The following is a 23673-nucleotide window of genomic DNA, read 5'->3' as shown; positions in this document are numbered from 1 at the left end:
TTTCTACTCACTACCAGCCCCCATTGTGTTCCGTGTTGAATTTTTAAAATGCGGATTTGATTCTAACCATCACAAATGCAGACGAAATCAGCAGCAAAACGACCAACCCCGCGATCGGCGCCGTATCTCCCGTTTGGGGATTTTCAACGGTCTGCTTCCCGGCGGACGCATCCGCTGTGGCAGCATCGGACTTATGCCGAGTCGCCGGTTGAGATTTTCCGGAAACCGCTGCTGCATCGGACGAACGGACGGAAGCAGCGGAGGTCCCGCTTTTGGCCTGCCCGCTTACTTCGGCAGGTGCCGCATCCTTTCCGGTGCCGACACTTTTTATACTTTTTTCATCAAAAATAAAACGAATGGTGTAATCGTGATCGTAATCAATCGACTCTACCGTGACATGTATTTTTGAAATTAACGGCTTGGACAAGTCGTCCACTACGAATTCAACCGTTCTTTTGTCGGCAGCGCTGTCACTGCCTACCACTTTGGCATCGACAAAGCTGTCGTTGACAGGCGTTTTGAAAACCGTGATCCATTTGCTGTGATTCATTTGAATCTGTGCAGTTACAGTACCGTTCTTGACCGTCAGGATAGCCGGCTTTTCAAAATAATCATTCGCCATCGATACCGAATCGTTCTCCGCTTTTGTGATGACATAGTCAATGGTGTAAGTGCCGTCGGAAAGGGAGGGGGCGGCACCGGCTGTTTGCGGTAAAACTAACAAGGCGAAAGCGAGCACCAGCGACAGTGCAAGAAACGGGGCGGCAAAAAACCTTTTCACGTTGATGTCCTCCATTGTTATGGTACCCCCCAAGAAAATGATTATCATTCTCAGTTGGAGCTTAAAAAAAATGACTTTCGTTGTGCGACTATGGTACTTTTGACTACTGTCGTTTTTCTAGCTCATCTGTACAACACCCCTGCCTTCTTTGAGAAAAAAATGGTTGTTATCCAAGCTTTCGATTTGATATTATCTCAGCTTCCTAAATATTGTCAACCATTTTATTTACCCTCGCGGCCATCCTTTTTCGGCCTCAAGTCACAAAAAATTGGGTTAATAGCAATAAATTTGGCTAATGATTCCATAAAAAGCTGTTGACATTGATATTCATTATCATTTATGATTCTCAATAATCACATAGCGCCCAGTACAAGGAACAGGAGGATTTTTATGAAGAAATACGGGGGCTTTATCTTCATGGCTATAGCGCTATTGCTGGCTTCAGGCTGCAGCCAAACGCAACCTGACGGTACCGGCGCTCTTGCAGCATCTGCTCCGAAGGCCGTATCCATTCAAGATTTTGCCGGACGCAGCATTGACTTTCCGTCCGTTCCCCGCAAAATAGCGGTTCTAAGCAACGGAGATATGGATATTGTATATGCTCTGGGAGGCGAGGTGGTCGGAAGACCTACATCCAACGGCCCCGTTCCAATCAAGGATGCTGCCCAAGCGGAACAAATCGGAACTACGCATGGCATTGATTTGGAGAAAATCGCGTATCTAAGTCCCGATGTCGTACTTGGGAACTATCCGATGAATACGAAGGACATCCCCTCCGTCGAAGGCATCGGCTCTAAAATAATGTTGACCTCAGCCAATTCGATCAGCGATATCCAAAAACAAATACAGCTTTTCGGTCAACTTTTGCAGAAGGAATCCAAAGCAAACGAGCTGATTCTTGCCATCGATCAGAAAGTGAAGGAAATCAACCCGGAGGAGAATACCGTAAAACCGAGAGTGTTATTAGTCTATGGAGCCCCCGGCACCTATATGGCCGCTTTGAACAATTCCTTAAGTGGCGATATCCTGGTCAAGGCCGGAGGAGAAAATATTGCAGCCGATTATCCGAAGCTGGAAAACTATCCTCAATATGCCCAGCTAAATACGGAAAAAATAATCCAATCGAATCCTCAGCTTATACTTCTCATGAGTCATGGCAACCCCGAACAAGTGAAGGATGGATTTTTAAAAGAAATGCAGCAAAACGCGGCCTGGCACAGCTTGGACGCCGTCAAAGAAAATCGCGTAGACGTTTTGCCGGCGGATCTTTTTGGCACCAATCCCGGCACCAGAGTGATTGAGGCGCTTGATCTGCTGCATAAACGGCTGCAAGACGTGAAGTGACATCTGATGAATATTACACAACGCCGCTTGAGAAGAAAGCTTGTGATTACCGTTGTCCCTATGTTTCTTATCATTGTATCTTTTTACGGTTTAACCTACGGTTCCGTCACGATATCCCTGCAGGAGATATGGGCTGTGTTTCATGCCGACGGCCAGCCTGTACACGAAAAAATCATTATGAATTTAAGATTGCCCCGAGTGCTGATCGGCCTTTTGGTGGGAGCTTGTTTAGCCGCTTCCGGAGCTCTTTTGCAAGGTGTGATGAAGAATCCTTTGGCCGATCCCGGCATTATCGGGGTTTCCGCAGGAGGCGGTCTGGCTGCGATTATTTCCATGATCGTTTTTCCGCAGCTGAGCTACCTGCTCCCCGTTCTGGCATTCCTGGGCGCCTTGATCACATCCCTCATGATTTACATGATGGCTTGGGATAAGGGAGCGTCGCCGCTCAAAATCATTTTGGCGGGCGTGGCCATCAATGCCTTATTAGGGGCTATCACCAACGGGTTTATGGTTTTATACAGCGAACGGGTTCAAGCCGTCCTGCCCTGGCTGGCGGGAGGATTAAGCGGGCGGAGCTGGCATCATCTCGAATTCATGGCTCCTTATGCCATCACAGGGCTCATTTTAACCCTATTCGCGATTAAACCGTCAAATCTGCTGCTTTTGGGGGATGATTCGGCCAAACTGCTCGGCCAAAAAGTGGAGCTGCAGCGATTCCTGATTATTTTACTGGCCTCTTTGTTGGCCGGGACTGCCGTCAGCGTAGCCGGTTTAATCGGCTTTGTCGGCCTGGTCGTCCCTCACGCCATCCGGCTGCTTGTCGGCGATGATTACCGTTTCTTGCTGCCTCTTTCCATTGTGGGGGGAGCGGCACTGGTCGTTCTGGCGGATACGATAGCGCGCTCGTGGTTTGATCCGATTGAGCTGCCTGTCGGTATATTGCTGGCCGCCTTAGGTGCGCCGTTCTTTTTATTTTTACTGAAGAAACGGGGAATCATGCGATGACCGCTATTCAAACCAACCATATGGCATTCCATGCAGGCGCATTCCGACTGCATGATATCTCCCTTTCGATCCCCAGTGAGTGTATGACGGCCATTGTGGGTCCCAACGGCTCCGGCAAGTCGACCTTGCTAAAACTCATGAGTCAATTACTGCTGCCGGATCAGGGGGAAATCTATATTAGAGGAAAGCAGGCGAAAACCTATCCGGCCATCGCCCTTGCCAAAATCGTCTCCATGCTGACCCAGTCCAAGCATTCGCTTCCCGATATGACGGTAAGAGAGCTTGTTTCGTACGGACGCTCTCCCTACAAAAGACTCTTCGATCGTATGACAGCCGACGACGAACGCATCGTGGATTGGGCCATGGAAGTCACGGGCACAAAAAGACATGAGCAGCGGATGTTTCATACTTTATCTGGAGGTGAGCAGCAAAAAGCGCGTATTGCTATGGCGTTGGCCCAAAAAACGAGCATCATCCTGCTGGATGAACCTACAACGTTTTTGGATATCGCACATCAGCTGGACGTTATGGAAATGCTGCAGAAAATTAATCGGGAATACCGCATCACAATCGTCATGGTGCTTCATGATCTGCAGCAGGCTGCCCGTTACTGTCATTACATGATCGCCGTAAAAAACGGGAAAATCATGACAACGGGAAAACCAAAGGATATCATTAACCCCGCTTTTTTAAAGGAGGTCTATCAAATTGAAGCCAAAGTAACCTTTGCAGACGAATATCCGATGATTATACCTGTTAAAACTTTAGAATCGATATAGGAGGAATAGACCATGGTCATTGTGACAAATACTTCTCAAATTACAAAAGGAAATGCGCATAAATTAATCGAACGATTCGATAAAGTAGGAAAAGTGGAGTACATGGAAGGCTTTCTCGGATTGGAAGTCCTGCTGACCGAAAATACGCCCGAATACGATGAGGTTACGGTCAGCACGCGGTGGAATCGCAAGGAAGACTTCCAGGCCTGGACCCGGAGCGAAGCGTTCCGCGAAGCCCACTCCCACCGCGAGGGATTACCGGAGTATATTATTTCGAACAAAATATCGTTTTATGACGTAAAAATTGTCAGACACCCCATCACAGCCAGTTAACGGCCCAAACGAAAACCGCCTCCAGTCCGTCGTCAGGGAGTGAGGCGGTTCCTTCCTACCCCCTGATGAGACCGCCGCATACCGGGATCACCTGTCCGGTCACATAATCCGATAAACCCGTCGTTAAAAATTGAATGACATTGGCACAATCTTCAACGGTACCGAGCCGTTTTAACGCCGTGTCGGATTCCAGCTTTTCTTTGCCGATCTTTTCAAATTGCACGTTTAATCTGCCGGTCGCAATATACCCGGGAGCGATACAGTTCACTTGTATCCCATACGGTCCCAATTCCTGTGCAAGATATCGGGTGTAGCCGACGATGCCGGCTTTGGCTGCGCCATAATGTGCGTAACTGCCGTCAACATTGCCCTGGAGGCCGGCAATAGACGATACGGTTACGATTTTTCCCGACTTTTGTTGTTTCATAAAAGGGGATGCCGACATGCAGGTGTGAATCGTACCGTACAAATTCCTTTCCATTATCCTTCGCGTCTGGACCATATCGAGCCTTGAGGCAAAGCTTTCCGTAAGCCCTCCCGCGCCTCCGCCCGCATTACAAATCACAATGTCGATCCGTCCGAATTCATCCATGGCTTTTTCCATCAAAGCAGTACAAGCTTTTGCATCGGTTACATCGATTTCATAGCCTGATGATCGTACCCCACGCTGCCTTACTTCTTCTACTACCGTTTCTCCCGTCATCTGATTTTTTTCCATTTCAAAATCGGTAAACGAGTGTAAATCGAGATCCGCCACAACGACATGGGCCCCCAAATCCGCCAATCTGAGGGCATAGCCTCTTCCAAGTCCCCGCGCGGCTCCCGTAACGACAGCTGCTTTGTCCTTCAGCGGTTTATGTTCCATATTCATTCCTCCGCTTCCCCTCGCTATATGCCCAAGTAAGCCGAAAGAAGCTCGTCGTTATGAAGAAGTTCTTCTCCGCTTCCGGATAATGTGATTTTACCGTTTTCCAGCACATAGGCGTAATGACATATCGAAAGGGCCCGATGAACGCTTTGCTCGACCAGCAGTACCGTTGTCCCGTCCTTATTGACCTTCGCAATAATTTCGAATACTTGCTCGACCATGGAAGGGGCCAAGCCTAATGAAGGTTCATCCAGCATTAAGAGATCCGGCTGCGCCATCAATCCGCGTGCGATCGCACACATTTGCTGTTCACCCCCGCTAAGCGTTCCTGCGATTTGTTTTCTTCTTTCATAGAGCCGTGGCATATACGCATAAATCATCTCCAACCGCTCTTTCATGGAAGCTCTTGCCCTCTTGCAAAAGGCTCCGAGCTGAATGTTTTCGATAACCGTTAAATCGGGGAAAAGCTTCCTTCCTTCAGGAACTTGAACGATTCCCCGTTCCACGATCTCTTTGGGCGTAAGCTGATGGATCTTCTCCTCCCCTAACAGGATAGCCCCCTCCCGGGGACGGTAAATACCGGAAATCGAATTGATGGTTGTGCTTTTGCCGGCGCCATTGCTGCCCAGCAATGCGACGATCTTTCCCTTTGCTACTTCAATAGAAGCTTCCTTTAGAGCCAAAACATCCCCGTGATATACTGTGACCTTCTCAAGTTTCAGCAAACGCCACACCCCCTCCCAGATAAGCTTTAATCACTTCGGGATTTCTTTTCACCTCGTCCGGAGTGCCTTCGGCAATTTTTTGGCCGAAGTTGATGACGATGATCCGGTCGCTTAAGGTCATGATCGCCTTCATGATATGTTCGATGATAACGATGGTAAGCTCCTTGCTTCGAAGGGACTTAATGACATCGATCACTTGATTCATTTCACTCTCCGAAAGACCGCCCATTACCTCATCCAGCAGAAGGAGCGCCGGTCTTGTTGCCAGTGCTTTGGCCAATTCCAGTTTTTTTCTTTCCCCTATCGTCAATGTGCCGGCCAACACATGGGTGCGGTGGGACAACAGAGCTTTTTCGAGAATTTCTTCCGCCGTTTTTCCGGCTTCTTCTATCGTCTTCACCTTACTGAAAGCGGAAACCATAACGTTTTCTTTTACCGTCATATCCTGGAACGGCTTTACCTTTTGAAAGGTTTTGGCAATGCCATTCTGCGTAAAATCACTAGGTCTTTTCCAGTCCGCCACATCCCTGCCCCGGTACAATATCCTCCCCTCATTCGGCCTCAAAAAACCGCTCAACAGATCGAATAAAGTCGTTTTTCCTGCTCCGTTCGGACCGATAATCCCGAGTATCTCCCCCGCTTCCGCAGCAAAGCTGATATCATGAACGGCAATGACACCTTTGAATCTTTTCGTCACATGCTCGACCCGCAATACTTCCATATCCATCATTCCTTATTCAGACTGATATTTCGACAGCCGTCTCGTATTCCATTTGCGCAGCATTCCAATCACGCCTTGAGGTGCAAGGATGATAATCAGCATGAGAATGGCGCCGTATAACATCCCGTGTATACCGTCGCCGAATTGCGCCAATTCCGAACGTAAGACCTCATTCACCGGCACCAGAAGAAGAGCCCCGATCATAGGTCCCAAATAAGCGGCCTGGCCTCCGATCATGACGATCAGAATCATGAGAATATTCAGTTCGAGATTAAAAACGCTGTAAGGGTCAATATACATAATGTACTGTGCGTAAAAGGTTCCCGCTAAAGAAGTGAAAAAAGCGCTTAAGCACATGATTCTTACTTTGAGCTTCAAGGAGTTAATTCCTACGGCCTCCGCAGCCGCCTCCGACAATTTCAACGCTTTCAATAAGTATCCCGTCCGGGAATTTTCAATTCGAACAGAAACGGACAGCCCGATGAGTACAAGTACGCATATGATAAAATAATAGGCGGCTTTGGAATCGAAGAGCATGTTTTGGAACGACATGGCGAGCGGGAGGCTCAAGCCCTGGGAACCTCCCGTTAAATCTTTCCAGAATACGGCCACAATTAAACTCACTTGGGATAAAGCGAGGGTAGCCAGAGCAAAAAAGGGGCCTTTTAGCCTTACGGTCCAATAACTTAAAAAACCTGCAATCACAGAGGAAAGGATTCCCCCAACAAGCATTCCGAGCCAGGGAGAGACGTTAAAATGAAGAAATAACAAGGTCGAGGTATACGCTCCGATCCCAAAAAAGACAATATGGGCAAATGATAACTGGCCGGTATATCCCCCCACCCAATTCCAAAATAAAGCGAGGGCGGCATACATTAAGGTCATCACTGCGATATTCAAATGGTGCTTATCCGTTAAAAAAACCGGCAAAATGAGCAACACAAACCCGAGTGTCATGGCAACGTAATATTTTTGTAATCTCATATCATTCAACCACCAGGTCTTTATTTCTGCTGCTTAACATTCCGGCAGGTTTAAATATCAATACGAGGAAGAAGATGACAAAACAAAACGCTTCCTTCAATCCCGGACTCACATAATAACCGCTCGCCGATTCGATGACACCGATCAAAAGTCCCCCAACCAGAGCGCCTCGAATATCGCCTAACCCGCCAAGAACCGCTACGACAAAGCTGATGAGCACAAAGTTCATACCGACCGTAGGATATACGTAAAATATGGGCATCAACAAACAAGAAGCTACCCCAACGATCGCTGCGCCAATGCCAAAAGTAACTTGAAATACCTGATTCACAGGGATGCCCATCAACAGCGAGGCATTTCGATCCTGAGCCACCGCGCGAATCGCTCTTCCATAGAACGTTTTCTTTAGAAAAAGAAACAACGCCGCAATAATGAAAATGGTGATCGCAAAGGAAACGGCTTTCGTCAAGCTTACATTCAAGCTTCCTATATTCATGACGGTATTCTGATAGTCACGCTAATGGTTCGGTACTCTCCGCCGAATAAAAACAGCGCTGCGTTTTGCAGAAAATACATCATGCCTACCGTAATGATGAGCTGGGAATTTTCGTCGCCAAGCAAGGGCTGTATAAACACCTTTTGAGTAAAAGCCCCGAGGGCAAATAACACTGCAGCAACCGGCAGCATGGTTAGATAAGGGTCGATACCCAAAGAAGTTACCAAGAAATAGCAAAGAAACATGCCCAGCATGAGAAACTCGCCATGAGCAAAGTTAACGATGCGAACCACGCCGAAAATTAACGTCAGCCCTATGGTAATGAGGGAATACATACCGCCCAATAATATGCCTGATACGATAACCTGCAGCAGCATTTGCATCATCCCCTCCTTTTTATGCGATTCATTACTCTAATGTAAATTCACTCAAAGCGGCCGCTCTCGGCCATACGACGATCATTTTGCCGTCTCTCCATTGGTGGGCAAACAAATTGCCGCGTTGATTTTGTCCGTCCTCCCCGAACTTAATGCCCCAGCCCGTCGGGCTTTGCCCCTCCGGCTGATCCCATGTAAATACAGCCTCGCGAATTTTATCCGGTTCAACAGACTCCGCTTTTTCAATCGTTTGGAAGAGCAGTTTAGCAGACCAATAATGAATCAGAGAGTGAGCGCTGTGCGGCTCTTCGCCATATTGCTTCTTATAGGCTTCGATAAAATGATCCATTCCCGGTGTATATTTCGGATTAGTCGTAAACTGCGGCACATCAAAACTAATGTTGCCTTCTACTTTATCGTTGCCCAGCGCTTTCGCATAATCCGTAAGGGAATAACCGGCGCCGGCGCCGAGGAATACGGGAACCTCGACTTTATTTTCAAGCATCTGGCGAGTCAACAAAATACCGTCGGTCACATAAGAGACCGCAAACAGGATATCCGGTTGGGCATCCTTGATCTTGAGAACGATCGATGTCAAATCTTTGGCTTGGGCGTTATAAGGATAAACGGGAGGTGCTTTGGCTCCTACAGCCTGAATCGCTTTCTTGAATCGGTCCGCCCCGCTCGTTCCAAACTCGGAATCTTCATGTACAATCATAATCTTCAGATCGCCGATTGGTTTATTGAGACTCTTCGTCAGTTCATCCGCTACAAATTGGGCTTGATCCCTTGACGACATCGTGTCGTTGGGTTGGGTTCTAAACACATATTTAAAGCCTCTGGAGGTGATTGCTGTAGAAACCGCTCCTCCCTCCCAATAGATCACCCTATTCTTTTCAGCAACCTGGCTTGCCGCCATCGAGATGGAACTGGAATAGCTCCCCAAGATCGCTGTTATTTTTTCCTTGTTGATTAAACGTTCGGCTTCCGCTTGTGCGGCGTTGGGGCTAGGGGCATCCGCTTCCTTGAATGCGACTGTTTTGCCCAGCAAACCGCCGGCCTGATTTTGCTCGAGACGGGCCAATTCCGCACCCCTGAAGCTTTCAATTCCAAGTGGAGCCAGATTTCCGCTTCGGGGGAACAGCGCGCCTATATAGAGCGTTTCTTTGTTCTCACCGGAATCGGCGTGGTTTGAGGTACCGGACGGATGGCCCGGGCTGCATGCCGACACCGTCACCATGATGAGAATAAGAAGCAAGGCTATAAGCTTCGGTTGGAAATGTTTCATCATCTGACTACCCCCTTCTTCCATGATGGGCAAATCTCAATCCTCCAGGGACACGGCCATGGCGGACATGACCTTCTTATAACTTTCCCGGTCTGTTGTTGCTACATCAATCACTGTCGTACGCCCGGAGGCCAATGCACGCTTGATGACGCCGACCAATTCATCGGGATTCTCCACTCTGATGCCGTCGCACCCCATCGCTTTGGCCATATCGGCAAAGTTGCAGTTGTCATATTCGGAAGCGATAATCCGGCCGTGTTGAGCATTTTTGACCCAACCTAACGCAGAATTATTAAAAATAATGGTGACGAACGGAATCGTGTACTGGACGGAAGTAATCAGCGCATTCATGGTCATCGCGAAACCTCCGTCGCCCGTAACGGCCACGACTTTACTTTGCGGTTTTACCAATTTAACGGCCAGCGCAGCCGGCATGGCATATCCCATTCCCCCGGCCGAGGCGGGCGGTATAATGCTTCCTGCCGCTTTCGATTTAAAGAAGTGAGTCATAAACACGCGGTTTTCCCCTGCGTCCAACGTAATCACCGTGTCTTCGTCAACGGCTTCCTGCAGCTCCTTCACCAACCTCTGGGGAAGAATCGGGATCGCATCCGATTCCATCTCATCGCAAACCATGTACCGGTTTGCCAATTTACAAGCTTTTATTTTTTCTGTTCTTGCTTGAAGTTCCCCTGCATCCAAAGGCGTGATCGTGTCTATCAATTGATTCAGGATGATTTTGGCATCGCCAATCAGCGGAATATCGACAGGATATACCCAACTGGCATGTTTGGCCTCAATATCAATTTGGATTATCGTTTGTCTCGACGGATCAATGAGTTTCGTCGTTTCGTTGCATGTATCCGTAGGCGCTAGCCTGGAACCGACGGCAAGAATCACATCGGCTTCTGATAAAAGCTCATTCGCGGCATCCTGTCCCCAATTGCCGAGCACGCCTACAGCGTTCGGATGCGTTTCGGCAATAGCGCTTTTCCCTTGCGCCGTCGTTCCGACGGGCGCTCCGATCATTTCGGCAAAGGTTTGCAGCTCGGCATAAGCTTTCGAACCGTGAACCCCGTTTCCGGCAATAATAAACGGTCTTTTGGCGCCGGACAGTACTTGGCATGCCTGTTTGATCTTGTCATGGGTTTCTCCCTTTTTATCATTCACAAGATAGCGCCGGGAGTGATAAATGATAGGGGAGCTGTCGGGTTTGATTTTTCCGTTAATGGCCGAGCTGTGGAACACCACGCCCACAGGTCCCGGATTTCCCGAAACGGCATGTTTTACCGCCAACTGAACACTTTGCAAAGCTTGCTCCGGACCATATACCGCCGTCGCATATTTTGTAACCGCATCCAAAACTTTCTTTATGTCATAACCTCCATATTCTCCTGTACCCGCTTGATATGAACCATGATGGGAATACGGGAAATTATCCGTCATATCCGTTAAAATCAACATAGGTGAACTACCCTGAACGGCTTCCAAAGGCCCCATCAATCCATTCGAAAGGGTCCAGGCACCCTGTGCTGTGAAAACCCCCGGCTTGCCCGTCAACCTGCCGAATACTTCCGCCATAATACTTGCAATTTGTTCATGCCGGACAAGAATCGGTTTTACTTTTGGGGACTCGTACAATGCATCATACAATTTCCCCATATAACCGCCGGGAATGCCAAAGACATATTCCGCATCAATTTCTTCCAATATTTGGCATAATCCATCCATTGTGCTGCATTCTTTTGTAATCGAACCACTCTTTAGCGTTTTCGGGTTTTCCGTCATCGTCTGTCAACCTCCATTTGAAATAATGTACTGACACAGGAATGAATTCGTTCGGTATAATTTAAGAATGTGCTCCATAGATCACTACATTGTATTTGTATTCCTTACTGTTTTGTACACATGTCAATGAAATTTCGCGCAGCATGCGACTGCCTGCTGCGCATAAAGGGTGTCACCTATGGGTGACACCCTTTATGCGGTCTTTCCATATCAAATTCATCGGTTGTCCAAAATTCCCCGGTTCTCGCCCGGAGGTATTTGCCTTCTCTGCATTAGGCTACTCCGTTGCCAATTCACGGATCACAGCCGCTTCAACATCAAAATCGTAGGCGCCTAGCGTAATGGCTACATGGTCGATCGTGCCGGTGAAGGCAAACGGCGCCGCGTAGGCAGGACTGACGGCGCTTTGATCGTCACGCCCAATTTGAAAAGCTCCGCCGGCAAATCCGAGAAACCCGGTATGACCGACGGTTCCTTCCCCGATCTGCCGATTCTCAATGAACATTTTGACTGTCCCTTCATTGTCACCTGTGTTCAGCATCAACAAACGGAGAACGATCGAACCGGCAGGAAGCTCCTGATCCGAGATGACCGTGTATTTCCCGATACCGGAATAGTTGTAGTAAAATACAAGCCGGTTGTTTTGGATATACAGTGCATAACCGCCGGAACCGTCCCCCTGGGAAATCAACACTCCTTCTTCCTCGGAGGTATGACGGGATAACGGCACACGGATCTCAAAGGATTTATTGCGAAGATCCGGGGCGACCGAGGCATGGAAACGGGACGGAGACGGATAATACTTCCTCCGCACCGGTCCGGCGGGTTGGGTGATGACCGATTTCCGGGCACGGATTTTCCCGGCCAGCGAACGCCCGTCCAGCGGAAGCACGCCATATTTGCCGGCCTCCACCCACCAGCGGTCGATCAAATCACGCAATATTTCGGGCTTTTGCCCGGCCAAATCGTTCATTTCCGAGTAATCCTCATCCACCCGGTACAGTTCCCAGGAATCTTCTTCAAACGGGGTATCCGGCTTATGGGCCGCCACGGCTTTCCAACCTTTATAGTAAATGGCCCGATTGCCCACCATTTCGTAATATTGAATCTCTTTGCGTGTCGGCAACGATCCATCATCAAACGTGTACGCCAGGCTGACTCCCTCGATCGGCTTCTGCGGCACACCCTTCAATACGGATGGAGCTTCGATATGAAGCAGTTCCAGAATGGTCGGTACGATATCGATGACGTGGTGATACTGGTTGCGAATAGCGCCGGCATCTTTGATCTTCTCAGGATAATGGATAATCAGCGGATCCTTGACTCCTCCCGCATGAACGAACGATTTATACCACTTTAAAGGCGTATTCCCGACTTGCGCCCAACCGGCAGGATAATGATTATTGGCCAAAGGGCTGCCTATTTCGTCTATTCGTTTCAATTTACTTTCAAACGACTCTTGAGTCCCCAGCCCGTTCCAGGAATTTACCGTTCCTTCTTTTCCGCCCATAGCGCAAGCCCCATTATCGGAAAGCAGGAGAATCAAGGTATTGTCCAGTTGTCCGATGGTCTTCAGAAAATCGATAAAGCGTCCGATATGATAGTCCGTATGTTCCAGAAAGCCTGCAAATGCTTCCTGCATCCGGGCATACAGCCTCTGTTCGTCGGCGCTTAATTCATCCCACGCCTTCACGCCTGGATTGCGGGGCGGCAGTTTCGCATCCGCAGGGATAATGCCCAGCGCCTGCTGTCTGGCAAACCACTCTTCGCGGGTACAATCCCAGCCTTTGTCATATTTCCCTTTGTACTTATCGATAAACTCCTTGGGAGCATGATGAGGCGCGTGCGTGGCACCGTAGGCCAGATAACAGAAAAACGGCTTGTCCGGCGCGGCGCTGTGGTGGTCACGAATATATTCGATCGCTTTATCCGTCAAATCCTCCGTTAAATGATAGCCTTCCTCCGGTGTTTTGGGCTGGGGCACCCTGCGGTTGTCCTCCACCAGGTCAGGATACCACTGGCTTGTCGCGCCGGACAAAAAGCCGTAGTAATGCTCAAATCCTCTTCCTAAAGGCCAATTGTCGAAAGGCCCCACATTGCTTTGCTCTTTGCCCGGCGTCAGGTGCCACTTTCCTACGGCATAGGTACTGTAACCATGTTCCAGCAAAATCTCACTGATCAATGCCGTATCTTTGCGTACTTTTCCGCGGCTATGAGGAAAACCGCTGTCATATTCGGAGACGAACGACACCCCGGCGCTATGCGGATTTCTCCCGGTCAGAAGCGATGCCCTCGTCGGTGAGCAAATCGCCGTCGTATGAAAATTATTGTAGCGGAGCCCCCCCGCTGCCAGCGCATCCATATGGGGCGTGTGAATATCGGAACCGTAACAGCCCAGATGGGCGAAACCAAGATCGTCCAACAGGATGATCACGATATTGGGGCGTCCTTCGGACGGTTTATCCGGTTTTGGCCACCAAGGCACCGATTCTTCCACGGTTCGGCCGATCACGCCTTGAAACGTTTCCTCTTTCCATGCAGACATGCCAAGCCCTCCTTTAGATTGAAATTACTTTAATTTCCCGCGAAATACGGCCCCGCCTACAATACCGTAACGCGACAGCGCGACGCTCCCGAACCAGCCGAGCAGACGGTCCGTGACAAATCCCATCACGCCCAAAGAGAACAAGCCTACAAAAATCCAATCCGTCTTGAAGTACAGTCTGGAGCTCCAGATCATGAATCCGACGCCTTCATTGGAAGCCACCATCTCTGCGCCAATAATCGCCATAAACGATGTGCCCATCGCAAGCCTCATGCCCGTGAATATATAAGGCACCGTCGAAGGAATGATCACATGGAGCAGGATTTGCCACTCGGAAGCCCCCATGCTTCTGGCCGAACGAACCTTATCCTCCTCGACCGACAGCACGCCGGTCATCGTATTCAGGATGACGATAAATAATGTGGCGTACATAATCAAAACAATCTTGGACGTTTCCCCAATCCCGAACCACAGCAGAAATAAGGTGATGAAGGCCAGAGGCGGAATAAACCGGATGAAGTTAAGGAATGGTTCCGTCAACGTGCGGATGATGGTCACCCTGCCCATCAGCAGCCCGATCGGTACGGCTACAGCACAGCCGAGCACCCAGCCTGTAAGCACCCGCGCGAAACTGATCCCGATGTAACGAAAAAGCGATCCGTCCTGGGCTAATTCCACCATTCCCCGAAACGTATGCACAGGACCGGGCAGAAAATCCGGATGGGAACTCACCGACAGGAGCTGCCAACCGATCAATACGATGATCCAGGTTACTACGCCCGTATTCAGCAGTTTTTTATAAAAAGCCAAGTTTGGCGCCCCCCTCTATTCTTCAAAATGGCTCTCAATGGCTTGCAAGAGCTCAAGGAATCTCGCATCCGCCATGTCTCTGGGATACGGCAGCGGAACGTCATACACTTCGGAGATCCGCGAATTCGGACCGATAGACATAATGCCGATTCTTTCACCCAGAAGGAGCGCCTCCTGAATATCGTGCGTCACAAACACAACGGTCTTGTTCGTCTGCTGCCAAATACGTATCAGTTCTTTCTGCATCGTACGGCGCGTCATGGCGTCCAATGCGCCAAACGGCTCGTCCATGAGAAGAATGGCCGGATCGTTCGCCAGCACCCTTGCCAGCTGCACCCGCTGCTTCATTCCCCCGGACAGCGCTTTGGGAAATTTGTCTTCGTGCCCTGTAAGCCCGACGAGCCGAATAAATTCGTCGGAAATCCGGTTCCGCTCCGCCTTCGGAACTTTCTTCATGCGCAGGCCAAACTCCACATTTTCCCGGACGGTGAGCCACGGAAACAAAGAAGCGTCCGCGCTTTGAAATACCATGGCCCGGTCGCTGCCCGGCTTGTTAATTTCTTCATCGCCGAGAGCAAGACGCCCCTCCGTTTTCGAGATAAAGCCTGCGATCATATTCAGCAGAGTCGATTTCCCGCAGCCGCTCGGCCCGAGAAGAACGAAAAACTCTCCTTCCTGAACGACCAGATTCACATCTCGCAGCACATAGTGGACATTGGTCCCGGAAGCATCAGGGAACGCTTTATTGACGTTTTCGATATGAATGGTCTTCGGTGTTGCAGATAAAGCCATATCAACCCATCTCCTTACGGCTCGTAGCTTACCGTTTCAGGCAGCGCTTTTTTCAACGGCTCGATATTAATTTTATCCTTCAGTTCGTACTTGTCTTTTAATATGCCTTTGCTTTCGACCCATTTCTTGACATCCTGCAGATGAAGATAATCCTCTTGGGTAAATCCAAGCGTATAGTTCGTCGATTGCAAGTCTTCCAAAACGCGGTCTTTCGGCAGCTTCAGCTCCTTGAACGCCACCTCCGCCGTTTCTTCTTTATGATCCGGAATATAGCGAATCCCCTCATCCAACGCTTTGAGCACCGAGCTGACGGCATCCGGGTTGTTTTTGACGAACGCCGTATCGACCAGCAAATATGAACTGATGTTTACACCGGAGCCGGATACGTCGATTAACGCTTTGACGCCCTTGATAGCCTTAAATTTATCGACCAGCGCGCCTCCGATCCACACGGCATCCATGTCTCCTTTTTGCAAAGAAACGATCGCTTCATCCGGCGTACTGTAAGGCACATAGGTCACTTCTTTTTCGTCGATATTGTTCTTTTCCAGATACTTGGCCCAGACGTATTCATACACGGTTCCTTTGGCCACGCCGAGCTTCTTCCCTTTAAAATCTTCCGGCGTATTGATATGGTCTCTCGCGAATAGCAGCGTCTTGGCGGCGGATTGCTCGTTTGTGCGAGTAAGCGCACTGACAACCGTCATATCCCCTTTCCCCAGCGAGTTGACCAAAGCATAGTCTGCCGCAAGCGCCGTATCCGCTTGGCTGATCAGCAAAGCGTTGACCGTATCGATCCCGTAAGCGAAATTGGATATTTCCGGTTCAATGCCATGCTTTTGAAAAAAACCTTTTTCCTTTGCGATACGGAATTGAAAGGAGCCTCCTGCCGCCGTATCGATCGCTAATCTGACCTTGACCGGCGTTGTCTGCTTCGCGCCGGCTGCACCCGTTTGGGCGCCTGCCGCGTTATTTTCCGTAGTCGACGTAGAGCAAGCGGCTGTTAAAGCCAGCGTAAACACACTAAATGTAAGAACTGCCGTTTTCAATGCATTGATTTTCATATGGTTTTTCCTCCCCTAAATGATAGTTGATGTAACGTTATTCGTTTCTCGGTGTGGTAAATGGCTTCACCGCTTCGGACATTCTCGGCAAGTTGGCCAAAATTCGTAGACAAAAATCCAGATGAATTCTTTTTTCTTCTTCCGTAAATCCATCAAAGAGAACCCCGGGCACTTTCCCCTTTATGCCTTCATTGCGCTTGAGAAACGCTTTACCCGCTTCCGTAATGCGTACAATGACGATTCTGCGGTCTAGATCGGTTCTTGCGCGCTCTATCAACCCCGCCTTTACCAACTTGTCGCACAGCGCCGTGATCGCGCCGGTAGTAAAATCCAGTTCATCCGCCAATTCGCCTGCTTTGTGCGGCCCTTTTTGATCCAGCAGCCTCAGAATCAAAATTTGGGGAAGGCTGACCAGGCCTTCGATCGCAATTTTGTCCCGTTCGACGACAAACTTCCGGACCATTTTGCGAAAGTAGTAGTCCAATTCCTCCAATAAATGATCGTGATGATGTTCCATGATTTCCCTCCATTTTTTAAATCAGGTATTGTGCCGGAGTCCATTTACGTTATCTGCTAAAAAACGCAAAAAGACCCCTGTCCTTTCGCAAATGAAAGGAAATTCAGGAGCCTTTGGCATGTCCAATCGGCGTCGATTTTATTAATTCAGTTAATAAATGAATAGAAAGATACTTTTGGATAAGGAAATTTTATATCGATAATTCCGATGTGTCAAGTATGAATTTGAAAAATCCCTCCATGAATTTGGAGGGATGAACCATAACGAAATACGGCCCGCCGCTCAAGAGCTTGCCGCTTGCCAAACGTTGTGCGCCGTGTTCCTGGCAGGTTCGGCGAATCGCCGGCCATTAAAAGATAGGTATCCTGTATTTATCTCCCGCATTGAAGTAAAGTACCGCCTCCGAGCTAAACAAGTCAATTTGCCAGGGCGGCTCCTGAATGGACGATAACGTAATTTTGTTCTGCTTTAGTGCGGATAATAAGGATGGAATCAGCTTAAGATCGGTTCCGATCAAATTCACGACTACGGGAACTTCATTGTATAAAATGGAAATGCTCATCCGGTTCATCGCATCATGACTCCTTGTTTGATTATTTTTATTCGGTTTATCCATAACAAAACCCGCAAGATCGCAGCAGCACCATGCCGCCGCTCTCTTACGGGCTTCCATAGACCCGTTGTTATGCCGTCGCCTCGTCCGATAAGCCATCATTCGGCAGCTTCTTGCGCGTTACACTTTGTCTTCCGTCCACACCGACAGGAATATCGCCATCCACCGTCACTCTGCGTACAATACGCTGCTGGTCGCCGTAATCGTTGATGGCATAATGCTGAGTTGCGCGGTTATCCCAGATCGCCACGTCGCCGGCGGACCAGCGCCAGCGCACCGTATTTTCCAAGCGAATCACATGGTTTTGCAGCAGGCTCAGCAGATAAGCGGAATCGGCGGACGACAGGCCGATAATTTTCTTTACAAAATGCCCCAGCAGCAGTGAACGCTCGCCTGTCTCCGGATGCACCCTTACGATCGGGTGCTCCGTCTCATACAGCGTGGATGTGAACACTTCCCGATGATAGCGAAGCGCCTCGTCCGACACTTTGCTTCGATTTGCGGCATAGTCGTATTCATTCGTATGCAAGGCCCACAGCCTATCAACCAGCTTGCGCAGCTCTTCAGGCAGATGCTCATAGGCAGCCGCAGTGTTGGCCCAAACGGTATCGCCGCCCGATTTCGGAACAGTTACTGCTCTCAGGATCGAAATCTTCGGATAAGCATCGACGAAAGTGACGTCGGTATGCCACGAGTCCGCGCGGCGTCCATGTGCGGCATTGAGCTCCAGAATGTAACCCGTTCCCTCCTTCTTGGGCACGGTCGGATGTGCAACCGGGTCGCCGAACAATCCAGCCAACGCCTCCTGTCCTGCATCATCCAGATGATGCTGGCCGCGGAAGAAGATGACTTTATATTTCAATAAAGCCTCCTTAATTACTGCATCAGTCTCCGGATCCAGATCCGCGGAAAGCTTCACACCCGTTATCTCTGCACCGATCCGCCCGGCGATCGGGTGCACCTTTGCCTTCAACTCCACCGCATTGTCGTTGCCTACGTTACTCATTCCAAAACCTCCTCAAGAATATGGTTGTATCCGGGCAGCTTCCAGCTCCACTGCCCTGATCTTCTGTTACACACCCGGCTGCTGGCCGCCGTCTACCAATATTTCAGCACCCGTAATGGACTTAGCCCGATCGGATGCCAGAAATAACACAATATCCGCAATTTCCTGCGGATCCACAAGCCCGCCCAGCGGGATCGCTGCTGTGCTCTCCGCCTTATACTGCTCAACGGAAATTCCTTTCGCCTCAGCTTGCTGCAGGGCAAGCACTTCCGCTCTTTCCGTAGCCGTAAGCCCCGGAGACACCGAGTTGATCCGAATCCCGTATTTCGCAAGCTCCTTGGAAAAGCCTTTGCTGAAATTTAACAGCGCGGCGTTGGTCGTTCCACCGGGAAGGAACAAAGGAGAGGCGTCCGTCCGGCACCGCCGACGATATTGACGATGCTGCCTTGCCGTCTTTCCTGATAATGCGGCAAAACCGCTCTGATCGTGCGTATATAACCAAGCAGCTTCAAATTCCATGCGTCGGTAAAATCTTCATCCGTCAAGGACTGCGGCTGCGGTAAATGAATTGACCGGTCTTCTTAAGCCGTAGTGCTCGCGGAGTGTCGAGCCGCTGTATTCTGTGCGGAATAATCCTCTGCGCTGAAGCTCCGGTACAACTTGCTGCGCAAACTCCTCCAGTCCGCCAGGCAAATAGGGAGGCATGACGTTAAACCCGTCGCCGGCCCCCAACGTGAACCATTCTTCCAACTGGTCAGCGACTTGCAGCGCCGTACCGGCAAATACACGGTGCCCTCTGGCGCCCGCAAGCTTATGAATCAATTGGCGGATGGTTAGCTGTTCCCGTTTGGCGAGATCGGCGACCAGTTGGAAACGGCTCTTATTGCCGTTAATCTTGTCAATATCAGGCAATTCGGGCAGCGGACCGTCAAGAGGATATGTATATAACTCCACGCCCAGCATGTTTGACAGCTGCTGCAGCCCGTAAGCCGGCACTGTCAATTCATTGATCTCCTGCTCCTTTTCCTTCGCTTCCGATTCCGTGGCGCCGATGATCGGGCAAATGCCCGGCAATATTTTCAACTGATCCGGATCTCGTCCGTATTTCACCAGCCTGCTTTTCACATCGGAATAAAACTGTTGCCCGTCCGCCAATGTTTGCTGCGCGGTAAAGATGGCTTCGGCATACTGGGCGGCAAACTCTTTGCCGTCCTCGGAGGAACCCGCCTGCACAAGCACCGGGTATCCCTGCGGCGGTCTGGGGACATTCAGCGGCCCCCGTACTTTGAACGTGTCTCCCGTATGGTGAATGGGGCGGACTTTACGGCTGTCGGCAAAAGTACCCGACTCCCGGTCGATAACAATCGCATCATCTTCCCAACTGTCCCATAAGCTGGTGGCCACCTGCAGAAATTCTCTGGCCCGCGCATACCGTTTGCCGTGTTCCAAATGCGTGTCCCTGTTGAAGTTGTACGCTTCGAATTCACTTCCGGACGTGACGATGTTCCAGCCTGCACGGCCTTTGCTGATATGATCCAGCGAAGCGAACTTGCGGGCCACATGAAACGGCTCGTTATAGGTCGTCGATACCGTTCCGATCAAGCCGATCCGTTCAGTAACGGCAGCCAGCGCGGACAACAGAGTGAACGGCTCCAATCCGATAAAAGCGCCGTGCTTAATATTAGGGCTTACCGCAAGTCCATCAGCTAAGAACAGCGAGTCAAATTTCGCATTTTCCGCTGTTTGCGCGAGACGCTGAAAGTACTTGATATCGGTAATATGGTGCGGCTCCGTATCCGGGCGGCGCCATGCCGCCTCGTGATGTCCCGCGTTCATAAGAAACACATTTAAGTTCATTTGTCTTTGCGCTCTGCTCATGTCATCTACACCTTTCCCAATCAAATGATCATTATTCGTTTATGGATTGCTTCCAGGAAGTCAACTTTTTCTCTGTAAACACCAGGACATAGTTGATCACAAGACCAATTAAAGAGATAGAAATGATACCCGAGTACATTTGAGGGATTTGAAAACTAAACTGCGTATATTGGACCAAATAACCCAGGCCGGATTTCGCTCCAACCATCTCCGCAGCAACCAATACAAGAATGGAGCTGGCGCCGGCTTGTCTAATGCCAACAAAAATGGTAGGTACTGAGGCGGGAATAATGACTTTGCGGAACAGGCTGATCGAGGACAGCCCCATCGATCGGGCCGATTTAATTAAAAGCGGGTCTACGTTGCGGACACCGCTGATCGTATTCAGCAGCAGAGGGAACACGCAGGCGTAGAACACGATTGCAATCTTCGATGTTTCACCAAGACCAAGCAGCAAAATAAATACAGGGAGAATCGCAAGCGCCGCCGTATTGCGGAACAGCTCCAGCAGCGGGTTAAGAAATTCCGCAACCGGCCTCCACCAGCCGATGGCCAGGCCGAGCGGAATGCTGATGGCAATCGCCAGAAAAAATCCGCTAAACGAGCGCGTCAGGCTCGCTTCGGTATGCTCGGCCAAATCTCCGGATATCAGCAGTTCCCACCATGAACTAACCACTAGGGAAAAAGGGGGCAGAAAGGTCTCGTTGGTTATGCCTAACCGCGGCGCCAGCTCCCATAAAGCAAGAAATGCGATAATGGCCATTGAGCTTTTAAACAACGAATACAGATTCTTTAATGACCACCGCAGCGCGTACAACCCCCGTTTGCGCTCCGTGATCGCTTTCTCCTGTTTCAGTCCCGTCTGCAGTTCTGCCGCAGTTGCATTACTCATTGGCTGCAGCTCCTTTCGAATTCGGTTTCGCGCCTGCCCCATGCAGGCTTTTCTCCATTTCCTGTTCCTGCGATTTGTGAACCTCATCCTTCAGCAAACCCCAAATTTGATGGCGGATCGCCACAAATTCCGGATGGGAGCGCAGATCTTCCCCCGATGTTCTGGCGTTAAAAGGAATATCGATGACCGCTTTAATGCGGCCCGGACGCGACGACATGACGGCTACCCGCTGGCCAAGATAAACGGCTTCTTCAATCCCGTGCGTGATGAAAATAATCGTCTTCCCCGTAGCTTCCCAAATGCGAAGCAGCTCACTTTGGAGCGTTTCTCTTGTCTGTGCGTCCAGTGCGGCGAAGGGTTCGTCCATCAGAAGCACTTCAGGATCATAGGCCAAGCTTCTGGCGATCGCAATCCGCTGCTTCATCCCGCCTGAAAGCTCATGCGGATAACGGTTTTCGAAGCCGCCGAGGCCGACCAGTTGAATGAATTCGCGTGCGGTTTTCTTGCGCTCCTTCCGCCCTACGCCTTTGGTCTCCAATCCGAACTCGACATTCGCAAGAGCCGTTTTCCAAGGGAACAGCGCATATTGCTGGAAGACGATACCGCGTGATAAGTCGGGGCCCGCAATCGGTTTGCCGTCGAGCAAAATCTGACCGCTGCTCGGTTTCGTTAAGCCGGCAAGCAGATCGAGCAGCGTCGATTTGCCGCAGCCGCTCGGGCCGACAATCACCATAAATTCCCCGGGCCTCACGTCCAAGCTAATGTCCTGCAGAGCGTAGACAGGCTGGGCGCTTGCCTTCAGGTGTCCGAGATTCCGCTGGATCTGAAACGACTTGTGCACATGCTGAATGCTGATTTTGGCTGACATTTGCATACTCCTCTCACCGTTTATTTCTTTTCGTTTGCGTATGGATTAAATTCATTCGTGTATAATCCCTCGACCTTTAATTGTCCTTTTTTCAACACCTCTTCTTTTTCAAGCCATTTGATCCATGTATCGAACTCCTGATCCGAGATGAGCCCGCCGGCCCCGGCAACGCCTGTGCTCTTCCAATACTTAATGGCACTTGTATCTTCTTTACGGCCCCGTGTATTAATGATATTTTCGAAACGGGCAACGACTTCGTCACGCGGTGTCGTGCGCGCCCACTCGATGGCTTTCGCGGTGGCTTCCACAAATTTGCGGGCCGTGTTGGGATTCTCTTTGATAAACTTTTCCGTCAGCACGTAGCTTCCGGCCGTAAAATTGCCGAACAGTTCCCGATCCGTAAACAGCGGATGAATGCCGCCGCGCTCCAATGCTTTGTCGCGCAGTATTCCGCCGAGCGTGGCAACGTCTACCTGATTTGCCCGCAGCGTTTGCTCCGAAGTGACCGGCGGGATAACGACGAGTGTCACTTTCTCAATCTCTTCCTTCGTCAGTCCTTCCCGGTGCAAATATTCTTTAATAACAAATTCATGATGGGCACCGAGCGTATTTACGGCGATTTTTTTCCCGATTAAATCTTTGGCCGTCTTGATCGGACTGCCGTCCAAGACGTAATAACCGGTCCATGTTTCATCATCGACACCGTAATATCCGATCACCGGCTTAATGGGCGCTCCCGCGGCAATCAGCTTCACGATCGCCCCGTTAAAGGCTCCGCCAAAATCGGTATCCCCGGTCACAACGGCTTGGATATCCTGCGGGCCGCTGATCGTATTGCCGATGTGATTCAGCTTCAGAGGCGCCAAATATCCCAGGTCGGCAGCTAATTCAGGAAACGTTACCGCACCGACCGAACCTTGGTATCTAAGCTCGGTCACTTCCAGTTCGTCACCTTTGGAGCCTTTGTCAGCATCGTTGGACCCGTCGGCCGCGGAAGTTTTGGTTTGACCGCAGCCTGTAAGCAGGATGGAAGAAGCGAGTAAAAGAAATACCGCCGCGCTGATCCATTTTTTTACCCAATGTTTTTTCATGGTTCAAACCTCCGCTTTTTTGTTTTGTTCATTTCAGTACGCCCCGTATTTTGTCGATAAAAAAAGACACACATTCATCTCAAGATGATGGTGTCTCCGGAAGTCCGG

26 protein-coding genes are annotated in these 23673 nt (G+C 50.0%); 4 read left to right on the top strand and 22 right to left on the bottom strand.

From position 1 onward, the window contains the following. Nucleotides 1-43 precede the first annotated feature (43 nt). Nucleotides 44-796: a heme uptake protein IsdC gene (isdC, locus tag IJ22_RS03845; RefSeq protein ID WP_062407372.1), complete on the bottom strand. Its 753-nt coding sequence runs from the start codon at nt 794-796 to the stop codon at nt 44-46. Nucleotides 797-1171: 375 nt separating this feature from the next. Between isdC and IJ22_RS03840 the strand changes: the two genes are divergently transcribed. Genes IJ22_RS03840 through isdG form a run of 4 tightly spaced genes read left to right on the top strand, consistent with a single transcriptional unit; the run spans nt 1172 to nt 4242 of the window. Next, nucleotides 1172-2125, top strand: coding sequence for an ABC transporter substrate-binding protein (locus tag IJ22_RS03840; RefSeq protein ID WP_062407370.1), 954 nt, complete (start codon nt 1172-1174; stop codon nt 2123-2125). A gap of 6 nt (nt 2126-2131) precedes the next feature. Then, on the top strand, nt 2132-3130 hold the full coding sequence (locus tag IJ22_RS03835) for a FecCD family ABC transporter permease (protein ID WP_062407368.1): 999 nt from the start codon (nt 2132-2134) through the stop codon (nt 3128-3130). After that, nucleotides 3127-3909 (top strand): ABC transporter ATP-binding protein, encoded by a 783-nt coding sequence (locus tag IJ22_RS03830; protein ID WP_062407366.1) that lies wholly within the window; start codon nt 3127-3129, stop codon nt 3907-3909. The genes IJ22_RS03835 and IJ22_RS03830 overlap by 4 nt, the downstream gene beginning before the upstream one ends. Nucleotides 3910-3921: 12 nt before the next feature. Continuing rightward, on the top strand, nt 3922-4242 hold the full coding sequence (gene isdG / locus IJ22_RS26660) for a heme oxygenase (protein WP_054817948.1): 321 nt from the start codon (nt 3922-3924) through the stop codon (nt 4240-4242). A gap of 55 nt (nt 4243-4297) precedes the next feature. On the opposite strand, the gene IJ22_RS03820 is transcribed toward isdG, so the two are convergent. From IJ22_RS03820 to IJ22_RS03725, 21 genes are all read right to left on the bottom strand, one after another. Beyond that, entirely contained in the window at nt 4298-5107 is an 810-nt protein-coding gene (locus IJ22_RS03820) for an SDR family NAD(P)-dependent oxidoreductase (protein WP_062407365.1), read from the bottom strand. 23 nt (nt 5108-5130) lie between these two features. Continuing rightward, the gene (locus tag IJ22_RS03815) at nt 5131-5844 is read right to left on the bottom strand and encodes an ABC transporter ATP-binding protein (RefSeq protein ID WP_307722567.1); all 714 of its coding nucleotides are present in this window, start codon (nt 5842-5844) and stop codon (nt 5131-5133) included. Beyond that, complete coding sequence (locus IJ22_RS03810) at nt 5822-6556, bottom strand: ABC transporter ATP-binding protein (RefSeq protein ID WP_054818011.1); 735 nt, start codon at nt 6554-6556, stop codon at nt 5822-5824. Before IJ22_RS03810 ends, IJ22_RS03815 begins: the two co-directional genes overlap by 23 nt. Nucleotides 6557-6568: 12 nt before the next feature. Beyond that, nucleotides 6569-7540: a branched-chain amino acid ABC transporter permease gene (locus IJ22_RS03805; protein WP_062407361.1), complete on the bottom strand. Its 972-nt coding sequence runs from the start codon at nt 7538-7540 to the stop codon at nt 6569-6571. 1 nt (nt 7541) lies between these two features. Beyond that, the gene (locus tag IJ22_RS26930) at nt 7542-8036 is read right to left on the bottom strand and encodes a branched-chain amino acid ABC transporter permease (RefSeq protein ID WP_062407359.1); all 495 of its coding nucleotides are present in this window, start codon (nt 8034-8036) and stop codon (nt 7542-7544) included. Continuing rightward, nucleotides 8033-8413 (bottom strand): branched-chain amino acid ABC transporter permease, encoded by a 381-nt coding sequence (locus tag IJ22_RS26925; protein WP_160327342.1) that lies wholly within the window; start codon nt 8411-8413, stop codon nt 8033-8035. The genes IJ22_RS26930 and IJ22_RS26925 overlap by 4 nt, the downstream gene beginning before the upstream one ends. A gap of 31 nt (nt 8414-8444) precedes the next feature. After that, nucleotides 8445-9704 carry an ABC transporter substrate-binding protein gene (locus IJ22_RS03790; protein WP_062407356.1) on the bottom strand — a complete coding sequence of 420 codons (1260 nt, stop codon included), beginning with the start codon at nt 9702-9704 and terminating at the stop codon, nt 8445-8447. Between the two features lie 33 nt (nt 9705-9737). Further along, a complete protein-coding gene (locus tag IJ22_RS03785) occupies nt 9738-11489 on the bottom strand; it encodes a thiamine pyrophosphate-binding protein (RefSeq protein WP_062407354.1) in 1752 nt (583 codons plus the stop codon). Nucleotides 11490-11766: 277 nt separating this feature from the next. Further along, nucleotides 11767-14034 carry an arylsulfatase gene (locus IJ22_RS03780; RefSeq protein WP_062407352.1) on the bottom strand — a complete coding sequence of 756 codons (2268 nt, stop codon included), beginning with the start codon at nt 14032-14034 and terminating at the stop codon, nt 11767-11769. 24 nt (nt 14035-14058) lie between these two features. Beyond that, nucleotides 14059-14844 carry an ABC transporter permease gene (locus IJ22_RS03775; RefSeq protein ID WP_062407351.1) on the bottom strand — a complete coding sequence of 262 codons (786 nt, stop codon included), beginning with the start codon at nt 14842-14844 and terminating at the stop codon, nt 14059-14061. A gap of 15 nt (nt 14845-14859) precedes the next feature. Continuing rightward, nucleotides 14860-15636: an ABC transporter ATP-binding protein gene (locus IJ22_RS03770; protein WP_062407348.1), complete on the bottom strand. Its 777-nt coding sequence runs from the start codon at nt 15634-15636 to the stop codon at nt 14860-14862. A gap of 14 nt (nt 15637-15650) precedes the next feature. After that, a complete protein-coding gene (locus IJ22_RS03765) occupies nt 15651-16700 on the bottom strand; it encodes an ABC transporter substrate-binding protein (RefSeq protein WP_062407347.1) in 1050 nt (349 codons plus the stop codon). A gap of 37 nt (nt 16701-16737) precedes the next feature. Continuing rightward, entirely contained in the window at nt 16738-17217 is a 480-nt protein-coding gene (locus IJ22_RS03760; protein WP_054817960.1) for a MarR family winged helix-turn-helix transcriptional regulator, read from the bottom strand. Between the two features lie 349 nt (nt 17218-17566). After that, nucleotides 17567-17788 carry a hypothetical protein gene (locus IJ22_RS03755; protein WP_054818012.1) on the bottom strand — a complete coding sequence of 74 codons (222 nt, stop codon included), beginning with the start codon at nt 17786-17788 and terminating at the stop codon, nt 17567-17569. Between the two features lie 112 nt (nt 17789-17900). Next, nucleotides 17901-18836 (bottom strand): TauD/TfdA dioxygenase family protein, encoded by a 936-nt coding sequence (locus IJ22_RS03750; protein WP_062407345.1) that lies wholly within the window; start codon nt 18834-18836, stop codon nt 17901-17903. Between the two features lie 66 nt (nt 18837-18902). Beyond that, entirely contained in the window at nt 18903-19235 is a 333-nt protein-coding gene (locus IJ22_RS03745; protein ID WP_201023588.1) for an SDR family oxidoreductase, read from the bottom strand. Continuing rightward, nucleotides 19196-19348, bottom strand: coding sequence for a hypothetical protein (locus IJ22_RS27135; RefSeq protein ID WP_418007112.1), 153 nt, complete (start codon nt 19346-19348; stop codon nt 19196-19198). The genes IJ22_RS03745 and IJ22_RS27135 overlap by 40 nt, the downstream gene beginning before the upstream one ends. Before the next feature lie 22 nt (nt 19349-19370). Beyond that, nucleotides 19371-20714, bottom strand: a complete 1344-nt coding sequence (locus IJ22_RS03740) for an LLM class flavin-dependent oxidoreductase (RefSeq protein WP_062407343.1) — start codon at nt 20712-20714, stop codon at nt 19371-19373. 31 nt (nt 20715-20745) lie between these two features. Beyond that, nucleotides 20746-21606, bottom strand: a complete 861-nt coding sequence (locus tag IJ22_RS03735) for an ABC transporter permease (RefSeq protein ID WP_082660658.1) — start codon at nt 21604-21606, stop codon at nt 20746-20748. Next, entirely contained in the window at nt 21599-22474 is an 876-nt protein-coding gene (locus IJ22_RS03730) for an ABC transporter ATP-binding protein (protein ID WP_054817964.1), read from the bottom strand. Before IJ22_RS03730 ends, IJ22_RS03735 begins: the two co-directional genes overlap by 8 nt. Nucleotides 22475-22494: 20 nt before the next feature. Beyond that, nucleotides 22495-23565, bottom strand: a complete 1071-nt coding sequence (locus IJ22_RS03725) for an ABC transporter substrate-binding protein (protein WP_062407340.1) — start codon at nt 23563-23565, stop codon at nt 22495-22497. Nucleotides 23566-23673 lie beyond the last annotated feature (108 nt).

It is taken from the genome of Paenibacillus naphthalenovorans, from assembly GCF_001465255.1.
Taxonomy (GTDB): Bacteria; Bacillota; Bacilli; order Paenibacillales; family NBRC-103111; genus Paenibacillus_G; species Paenibacillus_G naphthalenovorans.
Note: the sequence above shows the minus strand (reverse complement) of the source record. Positions and strands in the feature narration are given on the sequence as shown.